Genomic DNA, 20378 nt, shown 5'->3' with positions numbered 1-20378 from the left:
CGCATGACTTTCACCGGCACCGATGCCTGCGGAAACAGCCCGAAGAACGTCTTCGTCGCCGAGTTCGAAGAGAACCTCTTCAATGGAGTCAGCGATTCTCTCGCCGAGTCGGTCGCTGAGGACTGCGTGCTCCAGATCGTCCGGACCGAGGGAGTCCGGACCGCCACCGGCCGTGACGAAGTCGTCGACGCGCTGCTGGAGCTCTCGGCGCATTCGCCCGAGGTCGGCCACCTCGAAGCCGCGATCACCCACGGCAAGGCCGCGGCCGCCTGGGGCTATTGGCAGGCCGAATCAGACAGCGATGACCTCAGGCACTTCTCCCACACGATGTGGTTCACCACGCACAAGGCGCAGGACTTCGGACAGATCAGGGTCTTCCAGGCCTGAGGAGCCGATCGGGATGGCCGGCTACCGGCAACAGTCGGCTCAGCAGCGACGACCCGCGTCAGTCCCAGGGGTTGTCGCGGTGAGCGCGCCGCCCTTCGCGGCGCCGGCGCCGCTCATCCCGGCGGGCGATCTGTCCGGGCGAATACGGCGGGTGGGACGGGTGCGGCGGCTGCAGTCCTCTGCCGAACTCGGATTCGTAGTCATCTGCCGACTGCTCACCCTTCTCGAGTTCGCGTTTGGCCTCCGCATCGCCGAGGTGGGCCCGCGCCCTGCGCGTGAGTTCCCGCTTGCGCTCGCGGATCGTATCCTCCTTGTGACCGACTCGGGAGAAGAATCCCAGGAGCATCGGGATGATGGCGAAGATCGGCCAGAAGAAGATGAACTCCCCACGCGCGATCGACGTGAACGCCCAGATGGCCAAAGTGATTCCGCCGGGGCCGGCGATGAGGCCGAGCGCTGCCCGGCGCACTCGATCCCGGTAGTACTGCTGCGCCGCGACGTCGATCTGCTCGGGCGTGATCGGAACCCGGTCGGCCTCGAGTCGGGCCAGAGCCTGCGCGCGGCCGGCATCATCGAGCTTGTCCGGTTCGACCTCGGACGGATCGGCGAGGACGAGGTCCTCGATCAGCGCTGGGACCTCACCGAGAGTCTTGACCTTCGCGGCCGCCTCGGTGCGTTCGTCGAATTCCTCCACGTCGAGCTGACCGAGCGCATACGCCTCCGAGAGCACATCGGAGACGACCGCACGGTCGGCGTCGGAGGCACGGACCTGTCCGTGTGATCGCGGATCGGCGCTGAATCGCGACCAGAGGGGACGAGCGTTCATGATGAATACTGTAACCCCGCTCCAGCCCTTCAGCCTCGGTCGCGGCAGGGAAGTGCGCTGCATGCAGGCCGGGAGACGCACTGCATGCAGTCAGGGAAGGGTACTGCACTAGACTCGACCGGGTGGAACCCGTCGTCGTGCTCATCCTCTTCGCCGTGTTCCTCGGGGCGCTGTCCCAACGCGTCACCGGGATGGGATTCGGCCTGGTCAGCGGCCCCTTCCTCGTCCTCCTCCTCGACCCGTACAGCGGGATCATCCTCGTCAACATCTGCGGGATCGTCGCCTCGGCCTCCGTCTTCGCCCGCACCTTCGCCGAGGTGGAATGGCCGTCGTTCCGCCACCTGGCCCTGGGCGCGGTGATCGGAACGATCCCCGGTGCCCTTCTCGCCTCCGCGCTGCCGACCGCGCCGCTGCAGATCCTCATCGGACTGCTCATCATCGTCTCGCTCATCAGCTCACTGACCCTCGGTCGCCTCGGTCGCAGGATGCCGGCGAACCTCGGCACGCGATTCGGGGCCGGCACGCTCTCCGGGGCCATGTCGGCGGCAGCGGGAGCCGGGGGACCAGCCGTCAGCGCCTACGCGGTGCTCACGGACTGGGAACAGCGGTCCTTCGCGGCCACCCTGCAGCCGTTCCTCGTCGTGGGGACCGCCTCGGCGGTGGTGGCGAAGGTGATCGTCCACGGCGGGGTGTGGCCCGCCCTGCCGATCGGCACGTGGATCGGTCTGGGCCTCGTCCTCGTGGCGGGACTGATCGGCGGGGACTGGCTGTCCCGACGCATCGACGCTGCGATCGCACGGATCGGGATGCTCGTCCTCGCCTTCGGCGGGGGAGCCGCGGCACTCGTCAAGGGGGCTGCGGCGCTGCTGTGAAGCGCTCGAGAACTGAGCGGATGTGGGGGACGGGTTCAGTCGTCTGTCAGTTTCGTCGGGCATACTGTTCGAGGACGCAGATAGCCGGGGAGGCATAGATCGTGACTGAAGTATTTCTGCTGCTGCTCGTTGTTCTCGGAGCCGTATTCTTCATCGGCCACCGTAAAGAGAAGCGACGTCAGCGCGAAATCCACGCCGCCGAACTCCAGCAGGTGAAGAAGACCGCCGAGGAGGATGTCACATCGTTCGGCGAAGAAGTCGCCGAACTCGACATCATCACATCAGGTGTGGATCTCGACACCGGTGGAGCGCAGGACTACAAGCAGGCGCTGGACTCCTACGACATCGCCAAGGAGACTCTTGAGAAGGTCTCCGAACCCGCTGACATCCGTCACGTCACCGAGGCGCTCGAAGACGGGCGCTACGCCGCGAAGTGCGTGCGCGCCCGCGTCGAAGGCAAGCCGCTTCCCGTGCGCCGTCCGCCCTGCTTCTTCAACCCGCAGCACGGACCCTCGGTCGAGGACATCGACTGGGCCCCTGCCGGCGGTCAGCTGCGCCCCGTACCCGTGTGCGCTGCCGATGCCGAACGCGTGGCCGTCGGCGCCGATCCCATGGTGCGCAAGGTCGTCACGGCTGACGGACACACGCGTCGTGCCTATTGGGAGGCCGGCCCTGCCTACGCCGAGTACAACCGCGGCTACTTCAACTCCTACGCCGGCTCCGGCCTGCTTCCCGGCGTCCTCATGGGTGCCATGATGTTCGGCGGGATGGGCGGCGGCTGGGACGGTGCCTACGGCGGTGACATGGGCGATGCTGGCGGCGGAGACGCCGGTGGCGACATGGGTGGCGACGGCGGCTTCTTCGGCGGCGACGGAGGAGACGGCGGCGGACTCTTCGGCGGCGGCGACGGCGGCGGATTCGACCTCGGAGACCTCTTCTGATGGAGACGATCGAGATCCGCGGCGAGTCGATCAAGCTCGGTCAGCTGCTCAAACTCCACGGTGTGGCCGAACACGGTGCCATGGCCAAGGACATGATCGCCGACGGTGAAGTCACCGTCAACGGGGAAGTCGAAACCCGCCGAGGTGCGACGATCCGTCCCGGCGACCGCATCGAAGCTCTCGGCGAAGCCTTCGAAGTGGGCGCCGAACAGGACTGAGAGCTGAGAGCAACAACAAGGAGGGTGTCCCCGCGGGGGGGGGGACACCCTCCACTGTTTTGGTTCGGCTTGCCGTGTGTGTTCTCGGCCGCTTAACGGAGTTCGGACGCTCCCGGGGTGTCGTTCATACCCGGAGCATCCCACAGGGCCGACCAGTTCGACGTGTCTTCTTCGAACGGCAACTCACCGGAGAGGACGCCCTTGACCTGGATCTCGAGCGGATTGTCCCGCTGCTTCGGGCCGGACTGTACGAACGGGTAGAAGGTGCCGCGCTTGTACTGGTAGACCAGTGCCATGCGCCGACCGTCGGGGTGGACGAAGTACACGGTGGTGCACAGCAGCATCGTGTCGAAGCCCTGGTTGACCAGCGCCGAGTTCACGGCGTGGATGTTCGTGACGAGGTTGACCACCTCGGCGTCCGCATCGGCGACGACCTGCCAGGTGAATCCGTAGCCGTCGTTCTCCTGCCGCACCGAGGCGGACGGGTCGGAGCTGATGAGGGCGACACTCTCGGACTCGGCCGACTGAAAGGCGGCCCCTTCGACCTGGCGGAAGGCGACGGCGCCGACTCCGGTCGGGGTGAAGCCGGTGGCCGCCTGCAGGGTCAGTGCGGCGGGCGGCAGGGCGAAGAGGTCGTCGAGGTTGGCCCGCTTCGGTTTGGTGCGGCCGAGCAGTGCGTCGAAGAAACCCATGGAACTCCTAGTCAGGTGGTGCTGTGGGGTGAGCGGGGGCAGACAGCGGCGCGTTCTCGAGTGCGCTGCGACCGTGACCGGTCACTCGGGGCGTGAGAGCTGGGCGGAGATCTTCGCCAGCTGATCCAGCCGCTTCTCGAGCGAGGGGTGGGTGGAGAAGAGCTGACCGAAGGCGGCCTTGCCGCTGATGGCCGGGATGAGGGCCAGATGGTTCGCCGAGGCGGATGAGCGCAGATCCTTCTCCGGGATCTTGCTCATGTCCCCGCTGAGCTTCGTCAGCGCCGAGGCCAGCGTCGAGGGTGCACCGGTGAGGATCGCTGCGGCACGGTCGGCGGCGAGCTCACGATACCGTGACAGTGCTCGGATGAGGACGAATGACAGCCCGTAGACGACGGCTCCGACGAGGATGAACAGCAGCTGGATCGGGATGCCGTTGTTATTGTTGTTCGACCGCCCGAAGCTCATGTAGTAGCCGGCGCGCATCATCAAAGCAGCGACCACACCGGTGACTCCGGCGACAGTCATCACGGTCACGTCGCGGTGCGCGACGTGGGAGAGTTCGTGAGCGAGGACGACCTCGACCTCGTCACGATCGAGCTTTTCGAGCAGACCGCGGGTCACGCACACCACCGAGCGTTCGGGGGAGCGGCCGGTGGCGAAGGCGTTGGGGATCGAGGAATTCGACACCGCTACACGCGGCTTCGTCGAGTCGGCCAGCTGGCAGAGGCGGTCGACGATCGTGTGCAGCTCCGGTGCCTCCTCGGGTGACACCTCACGACCGCCCATGGCCCGCATGGCGATCTTGTCGGAGAAGTACCACTGGAAGAAGAACGCACCGGCACTGACGACGACGGCGAAGATCACGCCGGGGATGTTCTGACCGAAGATCCACCAGATCGCGAGGATGAGGATGACGTAGATGAGCCCGTTGAGGAAGATCGTCCATCCCATCCGCATGGTCAGTCCGTTGTCTTTGACGAAGCGATTCTTCATCGTCGTTCCTCTCTGGGTATGGCAGAACCGGCCCACCGTCTCAAGCGAAGACAATGGGCCGGGTTGATCATTGCGGTATTCGGTTTCAGGCCGGGTCCGGGATGAAGCCCTCGCCCGTGAGCAGCTCGGCGATCTCGGCCAAGGTGGCATCGACGAACGGGATGACCACATCGGAGGAACCGAGGTAATCGTCGGCGACCGGCTGGCCATTGGCCGTGACGTAGTCGTGCAGCGCATTGAGCGCGGTGCGGGCGGCTTCTTCGTTCCCGGCGTTCACGGCATCCTCGACCTGATTGTCGTACTTCTGCAGCAGGTCCTGGTCGACGTGGGCGACGTCGAACTGTCCTTCGCCCATGATGCGGATGATCATTGCTGATCCTCACCTTCGAGCGACTTCTGATCCTGCTTCTCGGAGCCGACCGGCAGGGACTCACGCATCCGCTGCAGTTCCATCTCCACGTCGTTGTCGCTGGAGAGAGAATCGAGCTGTGCGGTGATGTCGTCCTTCTGGGTGCCCGTGACATCGTCGAGGGCACCGGAGGCGAGCAGTTCGTCGACAGCGCCGGCACGTGCCTGCAGAGACGCGGTCTTGTCCTCGGCACGCTGGACGGCCATTCCGACATCGCCGAGCTCTTCGGAGATACCCGAGAACGCTTCGCCGATCTTGGTCTGTGCGTCAGCAGCGTTGTAGGTGGCCTTGAGGGTCTCCTTCTTCGTGCGGAAGGCGTCGACCTTGGCCTGCAGGCGCTGCGATGCGAGGGTGAGCTTCTGCTCTTCGCCCTGCAGGCCCTCGTGCTGGCTCTGGAGATCGGTGATCTGCTGGGTGAGCCCGGACTTGCGCGTCAGTGCTTCGCGAGCGAGGTCCTCACGGCCGATCTCCATGGCCTTCTGCGCCTGACCGGACAGCTTGTTCTGTTGCTGTTCGAGCTGGTTGATCTGCAGCTCGAGACGCTTGCGACTGGTGGCGACATCGGCAACACCGCGGCGGACCTTCTGCAGCAGCTCGAGCTGCTTCTGGTACGAATAGTCAAGGGTTTCGTTGGGGTTCTCGGCCTTGTCCAGAGCCTTGTTGGCCTTGGCACCGAAGATCGTCGCGATCCGTTGGAAGATACTCATCCGTAGTCGACTCCTGCATTGGTTTGACCCGACGCTGCCAACCCGATCCACTCCGGTCCGGAGATTCTCGGCCAACACCGCCGCGAACTATCGCTCTTCAGTCTACTGAGAAAGGCTGATAGTTTGCCAGACGCCGGGTACGAGAACGAAGAGATCGACGATTGCCCGTCAGGGTGCGAAGAGACGCGAGTTCGCGGTTTCGACCTCGGTGTACTGACGGGCCGCGGTCGTCAGTGCTCCGTGGACCGAGTCGAGGGATTCGATGAGCTGCTTCTGCGCATCCTTCCACTGGTTGATCACGGCCTGGAAGTTCTGTGCTGCGGCTCCGCGCCAGCATTCCTGCAGTGCCAGCAGGTTGCGCATCATCGTGTCGGACTCGGAGACGAGATTGCGTGATGTTCCGGCTGCGGTGCTGGCGGCGGACTGGACGCGTTCGGCGTCGACTTCGAAACTCATGATCACTCCTGTTCGTCGGAAACCTCCCGCCGCGGTCGGGTGGGATGGCACCAGTCTCGGAGTCTGCACGGAATCGACACAAGGGCAGAGAAAAAGGGTGTGGACAGCGTTCGGCTGTCCACACCCTCTGTGCGTTCGAGTCAAGGCTGCGTCCCCAGGCTCGAACGTTCGAGTCACCGCGTGCCTATTTCAGCACGAGCGTGACGTCGACCTTCTGCTCCTGTCCGCCGCGCACCACGGTGACCTCGACGGGTTTGTTCACCGGCTGAGCCCGGACGAGGGCGCGCAGCGCAATTGCGTTGTTCACCTTGGTCCCACCCACGGCGACGATGTCATCGCCGTCCTTGATGCCGGCCTTGGCGGCAGGCGAACCGCCCTGGACCGACTGCACTTTCGCGCTGCCCTGGCTGATGCCCCCGTTGTTGATGTGCCCGTCCGTGAGCGTGATGCCGAGGAACGGGTGCAGGGCCTTGCCGTTGGCGATGAGCTGATCGGCGATCATCACTGCTTGGTTGGCAGGTATCGCGAAGCCGATGCCGATCGAGCCGGACTGTTCGCCCTCTCCGGCCTGGCTGAGCGAGGCGGCGGCCGAGTTGACGCCGATGAACTCGCCGTTGCCGTTGACGAGCGGGCCACCGGAGTTGCCCGGATTGATCGCCGCATCGGTCTGGATGGCGTTCGTGATCGTCAGCTCCTTCTCCTGTGAGCTCGCGTCCTCGCCGATGTTCTCCGTGGACACCGGCCGGTCGAGTGCGGAGACGATGCCCGTGGTCACGGAGTCGGCCAGTCCCAGCGGGTTGCCCAATGCCATCACCGGGTCGCCCACCGTGAGCTTCTTCGAATCGCCCACGGTCAGCGGCTTGACCTCGTCGGGGACCTGCTCGATCTTGATGATGGCGATGTCCGTGGACGGGTCGCGGCCGACGATCTCGGCCTTCGTCGTCTCGCCGTTCTTCATGGTCACGGAGATCTCACCGCCGGGAGTGTCAGCGGGTGCGACGACGTGGTTGTTCGTGATGACGTGGCCCTGATCGTCATAGAGAGCACCCGAGCCCAGGCCCTGGACCTGGCCGTTGGTGCCGACCTGGATCGACATCACACTCCCCGAGGTGTTCTTCGCGACCTGAGTCCAGTCCGGAGTCTCGATCGTCTGCTCGGCGACCTTGCGCGGCTCTTCGCCCTGCAGCGCCGACATCGCATAGTTCCCGCCGAAGGCGAGCCCACCGCCGAGGAGGGCGGCAATGGCCGCGATCGCAATCGTCGCTCCCCAGCCGGGGCCCTTCTTCCCCCGCCGAGGCGGCTGTTCGGATCCGTAGGGACCGTAACCCGGTGCGCCGAAGGTCCCCGGTTCTCCGGGAACGCCCGGGCCGCCGAGTGCTCCGGAACCGCCGGGACCTGTCTGGGATCCCACTGCAGTGGGCTGCGAGCCGATGCCCGAAGGAGAGGAGCCAGTGGCGTACATCTGCTGAGAGCCGGGGCCAGGCTGCTGAACACTCGGCTGCTGAGTACCAGGCTGCTGAGTGCCAGCTTGTTGGGCACCCGGTGAGGCATAGGACGAATTCGCGTAGCCGTATCCGGCTCCCGCTCCTGCAGCGCCTGCTGCTCCGGCGGCACCAGCGCTCGCGGCGGTGTGGGACTGCGAACCACCGGGCTGCTGTGCTGCTCCGGGGTACTGTGAACCGCCGGCATAAGGAGAAGCGGCGGATTGGGCGTCTCTCTGCTGACCACTCGACTGATACGGCGAGGGCTGCTGCGGCTGACCCTGCTGCGGCTGACCCTGCTGCGACTGGCGCTCTCGAGTTCCGCCCGCCTGCGACTGTGCCTGCTGCGGTTGCGTCTGCTGCTGCCCAGGCCAACCCGGCTGCTGGCTGACCGGCTGCTGGCCGCTCGGCTGATTTGGCTGACCGGTCTGACCCGACTGATTCGGTTGACCCTGATGACTGAACTGACCCTGCTGACCGCCGGGTCGGGCGGAACCGTCCACAGGGTTCTGTGCCCGAGTGGGCTGTCCGGAGGCGGACTGGCTCTCCTGGCGCGGGTATCCGTACTGCGCCGACGAGGCGGCGTCGGGACGTCGTTCTGGTGGTGCGACAGGCGGGCTGACGCGAGCCGGCCCGTTCGACTGCGGACGTGAGGCGGTGGGGAAGGTGCGCGGAACCTCCGGGGATTGGCTGCGATAGCCCCCGCCCGTCGGACCGCGACGACCCGCGGTCGAGGAGTCGCGGCCCTCAGCCGAGGAATCGCGGCCCTCGTCAGACGAACCAGAGCCCGTCGCCGAGGCGTCTCGGCCGTCCTCCTGATTCGGGAACGTGCGGTGGTCGTCGTCTCCGTGCCGTCCTCGACCGCGGGACGTCTCACCCGGGTCCTGGGGGTTGCTGTTGTCGCTCATCGCTCGTCCTTTCGTGTGTCCGCAGCGGTCTCGGCGGTTTCGGAGATGGGCAGATCGATGCGGAACGTCGCACCGCCGCCCTCGGTTTCGTGTACGGAGATCGCGCCGTGGTGATTCTCCACGATCGCCTTGACGATCGACAGACCCAGCCCGGATCCGCCGGTATCCCTGGTCCGGGAGACATCGAGACGGTAGAAGCGCTCGAAGATCCGCGGCACCACCTCGGGGTCGATGCCGTCGCCGTGGTCCCTGACCTCGAAACGGACACGACCATTGGGGAACCCGCGCAGGGAATCATCGACCGTGATCGAACCTGCCGCGGTCACGTCGGGGACGATGCCGGCCGGCTCCTGAGCGTCGGCCTGATCGTTCCCGGCGGAGTCACCTCGGCGGAAGATGCGGACGCCACCGGTGACGAAACCGCGCTCACGGCTCTTCTCCTTCGCGCCGTTCTTCGCTCCGCTGCGCCCGTTCTGCCCCTTCGCTTGAGGATCGCTGCCCTCACCGGAGTCCGCGGAATCGGCACCAGGATTCTCGGGCACTCCGACGACGCCGACGGCGAATTCGATCGCCGTGTTCTCGGGGGTGTGGCGCACGGCGTTGCCGGCGAGGTTGACGATGACTTGGCGGATCTTCGATTCGGATCCGCGGATCATCGGCACCGGCGCGGCGTCCTCGCCGTCGAGCCCGATGAAGCTGATGTCGCGATCAGGGGCCTGAGCCGCAGCATCGGCGGCGGCATCGCGGACGACCTTGTGCAGGTCGATCGGGCCGATCTCGGCGGGACGCTGTTCGTCGAGTCGGGCGAGCACGACGAGGTCGTCGACGAGTACCCCCATGCGCTTGGCCTCGGACTCCATCCGCTCCATGGCGTTGCCGATATCCGCTTCCTTCGTGATCGCACCCTGCCGGTAGAGCTCGGCATAGCCGCGGATCGTCACCAGCGGGGTGCGCAGCTCGTGCGAGGCGTCGGAGACGAACTGGCGGATGCGCTTCTCCGACCTCGTCTGACCGTCGAAGGAGTCCTCGATGCGTCCGAGCATGGTGTTCAGAGCCGCCGACAGCCGCCCGAGTTCGGTGTTGCGCGGATAGCTGGGTACGCGTTGGGACAGGTCGCCGGCGGCGATCCGGGAGGCAGTCTTCTCAATGTCGCGCAGGGGCCTGAAAGTGTTGTTGATCGCCCAGTAGCCGACGCCCGCGACCATCGCCAGGGCCAGCAGGCCGATGCCGATCATCGTGTTGCGGGCGCGTTCGTTGATGTTGTCGACCTCGCGGTCGAAGGGCACCGCAATGGACACGAGTACGTCGGTGTTCTTCACCTTCATCGCCCGGGCACGCCACTGGGAGCTCGTGCCGGCTACGGTGAAGGGTTCGCCGCCGCGGGCATAGACTTCCTTCTCATCGACCTTCGGCAGGATCGGTTGGTTCTCCGGCTCCGGGGCGACGGGGTCGCGGATCGGTTCCCCGTCGGTGTTGTAGAACTGCACATAGAAGCCCCCGGGCAGCAGGCTCTTGAGCTGGTCCCAGGAATTCGAATCGATCGTCGTCGACGACGGAGCATCCTCGGCGTCGGAATCGTCCCCGGACTGGAGCTCGGCGGGCTGGAACACATCACGGTAGGCCTGCTTGGCCAAGGTCTCGGACGCACTGATGAGGCGCTCATCGGTGCGTTGGACGAGACTGTCGCGAAGGTTCTCCAACACCCATGCGCTCGTCCCCGTGAGGACGAGCAGCATGAGGAGCATCATGATGGCCAGCAACTTGGTGGTCAGTGACCATTCTTCCCAGAAGCCGGGGCGGGAGGGACGGGATTCTTTTGCCACGTAGGTAATCTATCGCCCTTGCTTGGACGACTACTTGGATTCCGGTGTGCGCAGCATGTAGCCGACCCCGCGCTTGGTCTGGATCATCGGAGTCCACTCCATCTCGACGGGGTGGCCGGCGGCGTCCGTCTCCGGGGTGACGTCGATCTTGCGACGCAGGTAGGAGATATAGGACTCGACGATGCCGGTGTCGCCGCCGAAATCGTATTCCCACACGTGGTCGAGGATCTGCGACTTCGACAGCACCCGGTTGGTGTTGAGCATGAGGTAGCGCAGCAGCTTGAACTCGGTGGGGGAGAGGTCGATGAGGATGCCGGAGCGGCGGACCTCGTGCGTGTCGTCGTCGAGTTCGAGGTCGCCCGCCACGATGACGGCGTTCTCCTCGTCCTCGAGGCTGTGCGTGCGGCGGAGGACGGCGCGGATGCGGGCGACGACCTCTTCGAGGCTGAAGGGCTTCGTCACATAGTCATCGCCGCCGACGGTCAGTCCGGTGATCTTGTCCGAGGTATCATCCCGGGCAGTGAGGAACACGACCGGAGCGTTCATGCCGATCTGACGCAGACGGCGGGTGACGGTGAAGCCGTCCATGTCGGGCAGCATGACGTCGAGGACGAGGAGGTCGACGTCGGTCTGTTCGGCCAGACGCAGCGCCTCGGCGCCGTTCGCGGCCGAGACGACGTCGAAGCCGGCGAAGCGGAGGCTGGTGGACAGGAGTTCGCGGATGTTGGGCTCATCATCGACAACGAGCAGGGTGGCTTCGATGTCGGAGTCGTTCTGTGCTGTAGTCATGGCTCCAGTCTGGGCGCCATTTCTGGGAGTGGACTGCAAGTCAGCTGAATGCCAATGTGAGCTGCATCACTGTAAAACTCTCAGGAAAGTCGTTTGGGGTCCGATTCGGCGCATTCGCTCTCAGGAACGGAGGGCTGATTTCAGGGAAAAATGCGCTTGCGGTCAGGTTGGGTTCAGGAATAGTCGCCGAGGTGGCCGTGCGTGGGCGAGTTCCGCTCAGAGGCGCTGGGGTGGGCGACGGTCGAGGAGTTGGTGTGTCACGGCGAAGCGCAGGACCCGATCGGGCCGGTGTCGGTCGTAGGTGACTTGGCCGATCGTGCCCTGCATCGACGGGCTCTGCTGGACGAGGTGGCGGACCCAGCGATCGCGGCCCCGGGTATCGACGAAATGAATCACGGCCAGACTCGGTGCCCGGGCGGAGGTTCCCGACCAATAGTCGACGACGCTGCCTTCCGCCAGACCGATGATGGGATGCGGCGGGTGGTCGAGGATCGGGTAGCGGGCCTTGCGGAAGGCGAGCAGACAGACGGCGATGAGTCCGACTCCGGCCGCAATTGAAACCAGCCACCAGGCAGGTGCTGCTTCGGTCATCGCGGGAAGGAAGCCGAGGGCAAGACCGCCGCCGCAGCCGAGGGCTGCCAGCTGATAGCGGAAGAAGCGCGTGAGGCTGCCGCCGGTGCGACGGCGGCCGAGCGCTGCGCGCATGAGCAGGTGGCAGACGACGACGGAGATGATGGCTGCAAGCACGGCGAGGGCGATGAAGAAGAGCTTCTCGCTCGTCGGTTCTCCGGGGTCGCCGGAGATGAGGGTGAGGCTGGTGATGAGGAAGCCGACCGTCAGCGTGACCGACATGGTGAAGATGCCGGCTAGTCCGGCGGCGAACTTGCGACCAGGGGATATGCGCAGGGGCTGCAGGGACATGACCGGGATTCCTCAGTCGGTCTCGGAATGGCGGGCGCGGAAAGCCGCGACATGGGTGCGGTTGGCGCAGCCGCCGGTATCGCAGAAGCGCTTCGAGCGATTGCGACTGAAGTCGGCGAGGTAGGCCCGGCAGTCGTCGGCCGCGCACCGGCCGAGACGGTCGAGGTCGCCGGAACGGATGAGGTCGATGAGGACGAGTGCGACATCCGCGGCCACGCGATCGGCGAGGCTCGCCTGGGCGCCCGTGGCGTGCAGGTGCCAGTCCCAATGGTCGTGTTTGACCAATTGCGGCACAGAACCGGAGTCGCTGAGTGTGAGATTGATCTCGTCGACGACCGCCGAGGTGGCCGTTTCGACCTCGTCTGCGGTCTCGGCGAGGATGCTCGCATCGAGCGCAGTGGCGAATCGTTCGCGTAGTCGCAGGGTCTCTGCGACGTCGCTTTTCGTGGCCGTCAGCGGGCCGGAGAAGTCGTGCCGGGCCGCGAACTCGCGGAGTTTTGCGGCCGTCGTCAGTTCATCACCATCGGTCGCGACGTCCTCGGAGGTGTTGAGGAGGTCGACGAGCATCGTCAGGTTTGCGCGAATGTCGTAGATGAAGGCCATGGCGGGAACCATTCTGCCACACGAATGTAAGCACCAAAATGCACTTGACTCATTTCAAATCCAGAGTCGATACTGAAACTGCTCGGCCAGGGGAATCACCTGCGTCGGGCCGCCTCGGCGAGGGGATCACCTCTGCCGGCAACCACCTCGGCGGGGATCATCCGCCGGCCAATCCACCCGCGTTTCACCACTTCAGGAGGTCAGTCATGAGTCGCACCGTCGTTTTGGGGTTCCTGCTCACTCTTGCCTCCGCGTTCTTCTTCGCGGTGTCGGGGCCGATCGCGAAGACGATGTACGCGATCGGGTGGACGCCGGGCGCGGTCGTGCTCATCCGACTGGCCGGGTCGGCGGTGCTCCTGCTCATCCCCACGCTCATCGCACTGCACGGACGCTGGGGCGAGGTCCTCACGCATTGGCGCACCGTCGTCACCTACGGGCTGGTCTCGATGGCCGGCGTGCAGGGGTTCTACTTCGTCGCCGTCGAACACCTCACCGTGGCCGTGGCACTGCTGCTCGAGATGACCGCACCGATGCTCATCGTGTTCTGGATCTGGGCGCGCACGCGGACCCGACCGGCGACGGTGACCTTCATCGGGGTCGTGGTCTCGATGATCGGACTCATGCTCGTGCTCAACCTGCGCGGATCGTCGATCAGCATCTTCGGCGCGGTCATGGCGATGGCCGCAGCGGTGTGCCTGGCCAGCTACTTCCTCGTCTCGGCGAAGGACACGATCACGATCCCGCCGGTCGCGCTGACCGGCCTGGGAATGGGCATCGGGGCGCTGGCGATGTCGCTCATCGTGCTCGTCGGCGTCATGCCGTGGGGTGCGGTGGCCTCTGATGTGGACTTCGGCGGAGTGTCGATGTCGTGGATCGTGCCGATGGCGATGATCGTCGTCTTCACCGTCGGCGCCTACATCACCGGCATCCTCGGTCTGCGCTATGTCGGGGCGACCGTCGGGTCCTTCGTCAACCTCATCGAGGTCCCGTTCTCGGTCATCGTCGCCTGGCTCGTGCTCTTCGAGATGCCCGCACCGATCCAGCTCTTCGGCGGAGTGTTCATCCTCGGCGGCGTCGGCTTCATCAAGTGGGGCGAGGCCCGCCTGGCCGCCCGAGTCGCCCGCCGCGAGGTCGTCGTAAGCTCCGACGCCAAACCCTCCCTCATTACTACCTGACGGCGGCCCAGCAACCTGGCGCGAGGTATCTGGGTGCCCGTCGGGTAGCAGGGAGGGGTCAGCGGACCTCGATGTTGTAGCTGTAGCCCTGCTCGGTGAGGAAGCGGCGGCGCTGCGCGGCGAAGTGCTCGTCGACGGTGTCGGCGGCGACCACAGTGTAGAACGTCGCGGAACCCTTGTCCTCCTTCGGGCGCAGGATCCGTCCGAGCCGCTGGGCTTCCTCCTGCCGTGACCCGAACGCCCCGGAGACCTGGATCGCCACCGAGGCGGCCGGTAGGTCCACAGAGAAGTTCGCGACCTTCGAGACCACGAGCACAGGGATCTCACCGGAGCGGAATTCGCGGAAGAGCTCTTGGCGCACCGACTCCGGGGTCTGACCGGTCAGCACCGGGGCGCCGAGTTCGGCTCCGATCTCTTCGAGCTGGTCGAGGTACTGACCGATGACGAGGATCTGCGCATCCGGATGGTCGGCGACGAGCTCGGAGACGATCGGCAGCTTCGCATCCGAGGTCGCGGCCAGGCGGTATCGGTCCTCGCCGTCGGCTCGGGCGTAGGCTGTGCGGGTTCCGCCGTCGAGGCGCACCCGCACCTCGTGGCAACTCGCCGAGGCGATGTAACCGAGCCGTTCGAGTTCCTTCCAGGGCGCTTCGTACTGCTTGGGTCCGATGAGGGAGAAGACCTCGTCCTCACGGCCGTCCTCACGCACCAGCGTCGCGGTCAGACCCAACCGGCGCCTGGCCTGCAGGCTTGCGGTGAGTCGGAAGATCGGAGCCGGCAGCAGGTGCACCTCGTCATAGATGACCAGCCCCCAATCCTTGGCGTCGAGGAGTTCGAGGTGCAGGTAGGAGCCCTTCCGGCGAGTCGTCAGCACCTGGTAGGTGGCGATGGTGATCGGCCGGATCTCCTTCGTCGACCCTGAGTATTCACCGATCTCGTCCTCGGTCAGGGTGGTCCGACGCAGGATCTCGTCCTTCCACTGCCTCGCCGAGACCGAGTTCGTCACGAGGATGAGCGTCGTCGTCTGCACCCGCGACATCGTCGCCACCCCGACGACGGTCTTGCCCGCCCCGCAGGGCAGCACGACGACTCCGGACTCACCGGACAGGGACTGGTCGATGGCCTGCTTCTGGTAATCGCGCAGATGCCACTGACCGCCGTGGGCGTCATCGGACAGGGCGATCTCATGCGCCTCGCCGTCGACATAGCCGGCATGGTCGGAGACCGGATGGCCCAGCTGCAGCAGCGCATGCTTGAGCTCGCCGCGTTCGGACGGATGGACGAGGACGGATTCGTCGTCGATGCGCTTGCCGAACTTGCCGACGAGGTCGGGCTGACCGACCAGCTCATCGAGCAGTCCTGTCTCCGTGGAGGTCAGGGTGAGTCCGTGGATCGGGTGGTCGATGAGGGTGAGGACGCCGAAGCGGTCCATGATGTCGACGATGTCGACGAGCAGTTCGTGCGGGACCGGGTACTTCGCGAATTCGAGGAGCACATCGACGACGGATTCGGCGTCGTGACCGCTGGCCCGGGCGTTCCACAGTCCCAGCGGAGTGATCGTATAGGTGTGGATGTACTCGGGGGTCCGCGACAGCTGAGCGAACGGGGCGATCGCCACGGCCGCCTCGACGGCCAGGGGATGCCCTGACTCCAGCAGCACAGTCCGATCGGACTGCACGATCAGCGGACCATTCATACAGACTCCCATTTCACGAGTGCACTTCACAGGTGCTTCGACACCAGAGGGGACAACACGTCCCCGGCCCCAATTGTTCCCTCCCGTGCTACCCGACGGCGGCCCAGCAACCTGGCGCGAGGTTGCTGGGCCGCCGTCGGGTAGTAATTAGGAGGGGTCGACGCTGACGATGCGGGCGATCGACAGGGATGCTTCGGCTCCCGTGGATGTGACCGTGCCGCGCACCCGACCGGCGTTGAGCGTGGCCGGCAGCATCTCGATGGTGCGCTCGCGGCCCTGCGAGTCGGCGATCCGGATGACCACCCGCCGCTTCGCCTCGGCGGCCTCGCGTAGCCGATCCATATGCCCCAGCGGCTCATCGGTGCTCGTCATCGCCTGCGCCCCGGTCGGGGCCGAGCGGAGGATGCGGATGTATTCGCCGAGGTGGCCGTCACTGACGCGCGGACGCCGACGCACATTGACCTCGGGTTCGGACTGCGTGATCACTTTCCGCCGGCGCACCGTTCCGGTCGCCGAATGCAGCAGCGCATGATGGTCACCGGCCTCGAGAAGGTGCATCGTCCGCTCGGGCCCGAGCTGGGCGATCGCCACCGTCGGCGCCAGGCGCTCGAGCCCGGCCGGCAGCATCGCCTGATCGGAGAGGATGACATCGAGGTCGACGGGGTCGTCGACGACGAGCACGGCTCGGGCACCGGCGACGCGGACCCGCCGCAGCTTCGAGGCAGTGTTCTTCACGAGGAAGTCCAAGGTCGACGGCAGCTCTTCGGCGCTGATCTCGGCGAGTTCGGCCAAGGCGTCCTCGGCGCTGACGCCCGACTGCATGGTGTCCTCGATCGTCTCGGCGTCGATGCGGTAGACGGTGCCCTGTCCGCGGGCCTCGACGACGGCGTACATGCGCAGGATGTGGTGGACCCGCGGTTCGATCGGACCCGTCGCCACCGCCGTGAGATCGGACTGGATGAGCACCGTGTCGACCTCGTCGCCGAGGCCGTCGGACACCGCGACGATGACGTCACCGGGGACTGCGAGGGCGTCGACGGCCACTCCCAACGGTGCGATCGAGGGGTCCTCCTTCCCGTGCTCGACCAGTGCCGCGTCCAGTCCTGCTGCGAGGCTGACCCCGAAGCGGCTCGGCCCGAAATGGTCGGGCTGCTGCAGGGGAGTGGTCGCCAGACCCAGACTCACGCACGCATGGAGCACCGCATCGGTCATCGCGGACTCGTGCGCCTGGATCATGGGGTGGCGGCGCAGCACTTCGGCATGGATCCACCCTGCCGCACGGGCCGAACCGAGACCGATGTCGTGAAGGATGTCGAGGACGGTCAGGCGCAGCAGCGGCATCGCCGGCACCGACTGTCCGTGCCCCTTGAACAGGGACTTCTTCGGTGCGGCGAGCACCGTCAGCCGTTCGTTCTCACTCGCCCCGGCCGCCAGCTGCGTGACGTCGAGGGACTCGCGCAGCCATGCGCCGACCAGCGCCGCCCAGAGTTCGGCTCGATCGGCCGAGAGCGCGGACTCGGCATCGTCGGCGGCCGTCCACTGCGGGTCGAGGGCATCGTCGAGCACTCCGATGAGGTGGAGTGACTTCGCGGCCAGCAGCAGAGTGATCGTCTGCTCGAGTCCGAGATCGAGGGTGCGGGCGAGCCGGGAGACATCCCGCTTCGAGATCCCGCCGCTGGTCAGCCGTGAGATCGGGGTTGCGGAGAGTTCGTCGACGAGCCCGCGCAGGGACGAGATCACCTCGGCGACGGCAGCCTGTTCGGAATTGTGGATGAGCGCCTGACCGATCGTCGCGGTGCTCGCATCGACGGTGGCCGGATCGACCTGCCACGGGCGGGTGCGTGCGGAATCGGCCGCCGAGGTGGGCAGGAGCGTGATGGCCTCGGACTGGATCCGCCAGACCGGCTGCGCGGTGAGCAGGGCAGCATGATCGCCCGACCCCGACCCCGACCCCGACGCAGCCCCTGACCCGGACGTCGGCCAGGCCAGGCCGAGGTCGCGCAGGCGGGGGAGGGTCGCCTCGGCGCGGGCGGGATCGATATGAGCATTGTCACCGACCGCGATCTCCGGGCTCGTGCGGGCGGCCACGGCCAGCGCAATGTAGACGTCGAGCTCGCCAGCCTGAAGCGCCTCGATGCCGCGGGCGACCCCGACGCGCGAGGACGCGGCCGCCGCCAGGGATCCGATCGTCGGTGACTCGGGTTGGAGGAGGTCGCGTCGCGTCCGGACGAAGGACTCGAACTCGGCATCTGAACTGTGGGACAGCCACTGGCTGAAGGTCATGGACATCGTCGCTCAGTCTATCGCGAGGGGTACACTGGAGGGGCAGAGAGACAGGAACTGCGAACTTCAGGAAGGACGCGCATTGTCAGCCAATCGAGTCGACACGGTCATAGTCGTCGCAGCGGTTGCCGCCGCAGCCATCGGGGCGCTCGGCCTCATCGGCGTGCTCGGCCAGGCCCGGATGGGAATGACGCCCAGCCCGTTCCTCACCTATCTGCCCATGATCCTCGTCCCCATCGCCGTCGCCCTGGCCTGTGTGGCCATGGTCCGCGCGGCGCTCAGACGCAGACAGACCGAGGTGGGACCCAGCTGATTCCATTGCTTCTCCCGCCGAATCGGCAGGCTCGGCGAGCGGAATGATCCCCGGGATCACCGCCCGATCCGAGTGATCGGTACGGTTGAACCGAGCAGACCGCCCACAGTGATCGGGACGCTCAGAGCGATCCCCTCGCCGAGGCAGCCGCCCACTCCCGCAGCATCGCCGAGTCGGTGACGCGCCACCCGGTGATCGGGTGCGGATCACCGGTTCGCAGGGGTTCGGAGGCCCGAACCAGACGGCACTGGGGGCCTGAAAGGGTGCCGGGCTCGGACGGGCCGCACGCTCCAGCAGATCGGCTCACTCCCTCACCATCGGTCCCGATGCCTCACGGGAAACCCGGGAACCGGCCTCCCGCCCGCCCAGGCGCGAACATGCACCACCCGCTGACGAGGCGCAGACACGCACTACCCGCCCACAGTGGCGCACACAGACACATCCGCCCCAGCGGCGGATACCAGCACGGCCGCCCACCGAGGCGGACACAGACACGGTCCGCCCCAGCGGCGGGCGCCAGAAGAAAGGACATCATGCCCACCGGACGCGTGAAATGGTTCGATGCCGACAAGGGATTCGGCTTCGTCGTCGCCGAGGACGGCTCCCAGGCCTTCCTCCACTCCTCAGTGCTGCCCGAGGGACTCGAGGTCACCAAGGGCACCCGACTCGAATACGATGTCGTCGATTCCCGCCGCGGAGCACAGGTGCTCAAGGCCCGCCCGCTGAGCGCCCCGGGCAAAGTCTCCAAGGCCCGGCGACGCCCCGCCGAGGACATGGCGGTTATGGTTGAGGATGTCATCAAAGTACTGGATGACCTCAACAACGGACTGCAGCACGGCCGCTACCCGGATCCCACACACGGGAACAAGGTGGCCAGCCTGCTGCGGGCGATAGCCGACGATTTGGAGTCCTGATGTCATCGCTGTTCAGTGAGTGGCTGGCCCAGCAGACCACAGCGTCCGCGGTCGAGAGCGAAGCTGCGGGTGCGGTCGAGAACGATGCCGCAGCCGCCGTCGACAACGACGCAGCGTCCGCCGCTGGAAGTGCCGCATCGACCGACGCCGAGGCGGCCGCCTCGGCGAAGGCGACGAAGTCCTCACGCGGACGTGCGGGCTCGGAAAAGCGTGCGGGCACCGAGAAGATCGTGCTCGACACCCAGCTGGCCGCGGCGATCGACATCGCCCGTTCCGCCATCGCCGAGGTGGCCGGCAGTGCCGTGATCGGCGAGCACCTGGGAACGGTGGCCGAAGGCACCCGTCTGGTCACGCACTACTTCGTGTGCACCGATCCGACCTACCGCGGCTGGCGCTGGGTGGCCGTGCTCGCCCGCGCCCCGCGGGCGAAGAAGGTCACCGTCTGCGAGACGGCGCTGCTGCCCGGACCCGATGCGCTGACCGCGCCCGAATGGGTGCCGTGGGAAGAACGCCTCGAACCCGGGGACATGACACCCAAGGACACCCTGCCCAAGCTGGATAGGGATCCGAACCTGCAGCCGGGCTTCCAGCAGACCGAGGACAACTCGGCGGACAACATCGACCAGATCCAGAACTTCGAGTTCGGTCTCGGGCGTGAACGCGTCCTGTCCTCGGACGGTCTCTCCGCCGCCGCCAGTCGGTGGGCGGACTCGGACGCCGGGCCCGACGGCGAGTTCGCCTCACGCGCTTCGGCCCACTGCGGATCCTGCGGCTACCTCATGCCGATCGCCGGATCTCTGCGGCAGAAGTTCGGAGTCTGCGCCAACGCCTGGTCGCCGTTCGACGGACGCGTCGTCGGACTCGAATCCGGGTGCGGAGCCCATTCGGAGACCGACGTGCACAAGCCCAATCATGAACCGGCCGAGGCCGTCGTCGACGACTACTCCGGCGAACTCGAACTCCAGGAGGGCTGA

Annotated in this window: 21 protein-coding genes; 8 read left to right on the top strand and 13 right to left on the bottom strand. The window is 66.2% G+C overall.

Annotated elements, in window-relative coordinates; translation table 11 throughout:
- Positions 1-3 precede the first annotated feature (3 nt).
- Positions 4-387 carry a hypothetical protein gene (locus J9314_RS15525; RefSeq protein WP_210603232.1) on the top strand — a complete coding sequence of 128 codons (384 nt, stop codon included), beginning with the start codon at positions 4-6 and terminating at the stop codon, positions 385-387.
- Positions 388-445: 58 nt separating this feature from the next.
- Here J9314_RS15525 and J9314_RS15520 read toward each other — a convergent pair whose 3' ends face one another.
- A complete protein-coding gene (locus J9314_RS15520; RefSeq protein WP_210603231.1) occupies positions 446-1213 on the bottom strand; it encodes a DUF1707 SHOCT-like domain-containing protein in 768 nt (255 codons plus the stop codon).
- Positions 1214-1335: 122 nt separating this feature from the next.
- On the opposite strand from J9314_RS15520, the gene J9314_RS15515 reads away from it, so the two are divergent.
- From J9314_RS15515 to J9314_RS15505, 3 genes are all read left to right on the top strand, one after another.
- Positions 1336-2085, top strand: coding sequence for a TSUP family transporter (locus tag J9314_RS15515; RefSeq protein ID WP_210603230.1), 750 nt, complete (start codon positions 1336-1338; stop codon positions 2083-2085).
- A 101-nt stretch (positions 2086-2186) separates the two neighbouring features.
- Positions 2187-3026, top strand: coding sequence for a hypothetical protein (locus J9314_RS15510; protein WP_210603229.1), 840 nt, complete (start codon positions 2187-2189; stop codon positions 3024-3026).
- Positions 3026-3244, top strand: a complete 219-nt coding sequence (locus J9314_RS15505; RefSeq protein WP_210603228.1) for an RNA-binding S4 domain-containing protein — start codon at positions 3026-3028, stop codon at positions 3242-3244. The genes J9314_RS15510 and J9314_RS15505 overlap by 1 nt, the downstream gene beginning before the upstream one ends.
- A 92-nt stretch (positions 3245-3336) precedes the next feature.
- Here the strand turns inward: J9314_RS15505 and pspAB are convergent, their stop codons facing one another.
- The 10 genes from pspAB to J9314_RS15455 all read right to left on the bottom strand — a co-directional run bounded on the left by pspAB (position 3337) and on the right by J9314_RS15455 (position 13026).
- A complete protein-coding gene (gene pspAB, locus J9314_RS15500; protein WP_210603227.1) occupies positions 3337-3936 on the bottom strand; it encodes a PspA-associated protein PspAB in 600 nt (199 codons plus the stop codon).
- 81 nt (positions 3937-4017) lie between these two features.
- Positions 4018-4929 carry a zinc metalloprotease HtpX gene (gene htpX / locus J9314_RS15495; RefSeq protein WP_210603226.1) on the bottom strand — a complete coding sequence of 304 codons (912 nt, stop codon included), beginning with the start codon at positions 4927-4929 and terminating at the stop codon, positions 4018-4020.
- An 85-nt stretch (positions 4930-5014) separates the two neighbouring features.
- A complete protein-coding gene (gene pspAA, locus J9314_RS15490) occupies positions 5015-5299 on the bottom strand; it encodes a PspA-associated protein PspAA (RefSeq protein ID WP_181272872.1) in 285 nt (94 codons plus the stop codon).
- Complete coding sequence (locus J9314_RS15485) at positions 5296-6045, bottom strand: PspA/IM30 family protein (protein WP_210603225.1); 750 nt, start codon at positions 6043-6045, stop codon at positions 5296-5298. The genes pspAA and J9314_RS15485 overlap by 4 nt, the downstream gene beginning before the upstream one ends.
- 168 nt (positions 6046-6213) lie before the next feature.
- Positions 6214-6501, bottom strand: a complete 288-nt coding sequence (locus J9314_RS15480; protein ID WP_181272874.1) for a WXG100 family type VII secretion target — start codon at positions 6499-6501, stop codon at positions 6214-6216.
- A gap of 184 nt (positions 6502-6685) precedes the next feature.
- Positions 6686-8890 carry a S1C family serine protease gene (locus J9314_RS15475; RefSeq protein WP_210603224.1) on the bottom strand — a complete coding sequence of 735 codons (2205 nt, stop codon included), beginning with the start codon at positions 8888-8890 and terminating at the stop codon, positions 6686-6688.
- Entirely contained in the window at positions 8887-10713 is a 1827-nt protein-coding gene (locus J9314_RS15470; RefSeq protein WP_210603223.1) for a sensor histidine kinase, read from the bottom strand. The genes J9314_RS15475 and J9314_RS15470 overlap by 4 nt, the downstream gene beginning before the upstream one ends.
- Positions 10714-10743: 30 nt before the next feature.
- Complete coding sequence (locus J9314_RS15465; RefSeq protein ID WP_166973672.1) at positions 10744-11502, bottom strand: response regulator transcription factor; 759 nt, start codon at positions 11500-11502, stop codon at positions 10744-10746.
- A 216-nt stretch (positions 11503-11718) separates the two neighbouring features.
- Positions 11719-12423 carry a hypothetical protein gene (locus J9314_RS15460; protein WP_210603222.1) on the bottom strand — a complete coding sequence of 235 codons (705 nt, stop codon included), beginning with the start codon at positions 12421-12423 and terminating at the stop codon, positions 11719-11721.
- Positions 12424-12435: 12 nt separating this feature from the next.
- On the bottom strand, positions 12436-13026 hold the full coding sequence (locus J9314_RS15455; protein WP_210603221.1) for a CGNR zinc finger domain-containing protein: 591 nt from the start codon (positions 13024-13026) through the stop codon (positions 12436-12438).
- A 206-nt stretch (positions 13027-13232) separates the two neighbouring features.
- On the opposite strand from J9314_RS15455, the gene J9314_RS15450 reads away from it, so the two are divergent.
- The gene (locus tag J9314_RS15450; RefSeq protein WP_210603220.1) at positions 13233-14201 is read left to right on the top strand and encodes an EamA family transporter; all 969 of its coding nucleotides are present in this window, start codon (positions 13233-13235) and stop codon (positions 14199-14201) included.
- Positions 14202-14259: 58 nt separating this feature from the next.
- On the opposite strand, the gene J9314_RS15445 is transcribed toward J9314_RS15450, so the two are convergent.
- A complete protein-coding gene (locus J9314_RS15445) occupies positions 14260-15894 on the bottom strand; it encodes a DNA repair helicase XPB (protein ID WP_210603219.1) in 1635 nt (544 codons plus the stop codon).
- Positions 15895-16041: 147 nt separating this feature from the next.
- On the bottom strand, positions 16042-18183 hold the full coding sequence (locus J9314_RS15440) for a helicase-associated domain-containing protein (protein ID WP_246490426.1): 2142 nt from the start codon (positions 18181-18183) through the stop codon (positions 16042-16044).
- Positions 18184-18259: 76 nt separating this feature from the next.
- On the opposite strand from J9314_RS15440, the gene J9314_RS15435 reads away from it, so the two are divergent.
- The 3 genes from J9314_RS15435 to J9314_RS15425 all read left to right on the top strand — a co-directional run bounded on the left by J9314_RS15435 (position 18260) and on the right by J9314_RS15425 (position 20378).
- Entirely contained in the window at positions 18260-18490 is a 231-nt protein-coding gene (locus J9314_RS15435) for a hypothetical protein (protein WP_210603218.1), read from the top strand.
- 533 nt (positions 18491-19023) lie between these two features.
- Entirely contained in the window at positions 19024-19404 is a 381-nt protein-coding gene (locus J9314_RS15430; protein ID WP_181272883.1) for a cold-shock protein, read from the top strand.
- Entirely contained in the window at positions 19404-20378 is a 975-nt protein-coding gene (locus tag J9314_RS15425; protein ID WP_210603217.1) for a DUF3027 domain-containing protein, read from the top strand. Before J9314_RS15430 ends, J9314_RS15425 begins: the two co-directional genes overlap by 1 nt.

Origin of the sequence: Brevibacterium oceani (assembly GCF_017948325.1) — a bacterium.
GTDB classification, from domain to species: Bacteria; Actinomycetota; Actinomycetes; order Actinomycetales; family Brevibacteriaceae; genus Brevibacterium; species Brevibacterium oceani.
The sequence above is the reverse complement of the archived record's forward strand: the minus strand, read 5'-3'. Positions and strand labels throughout refer to the sequence as shown.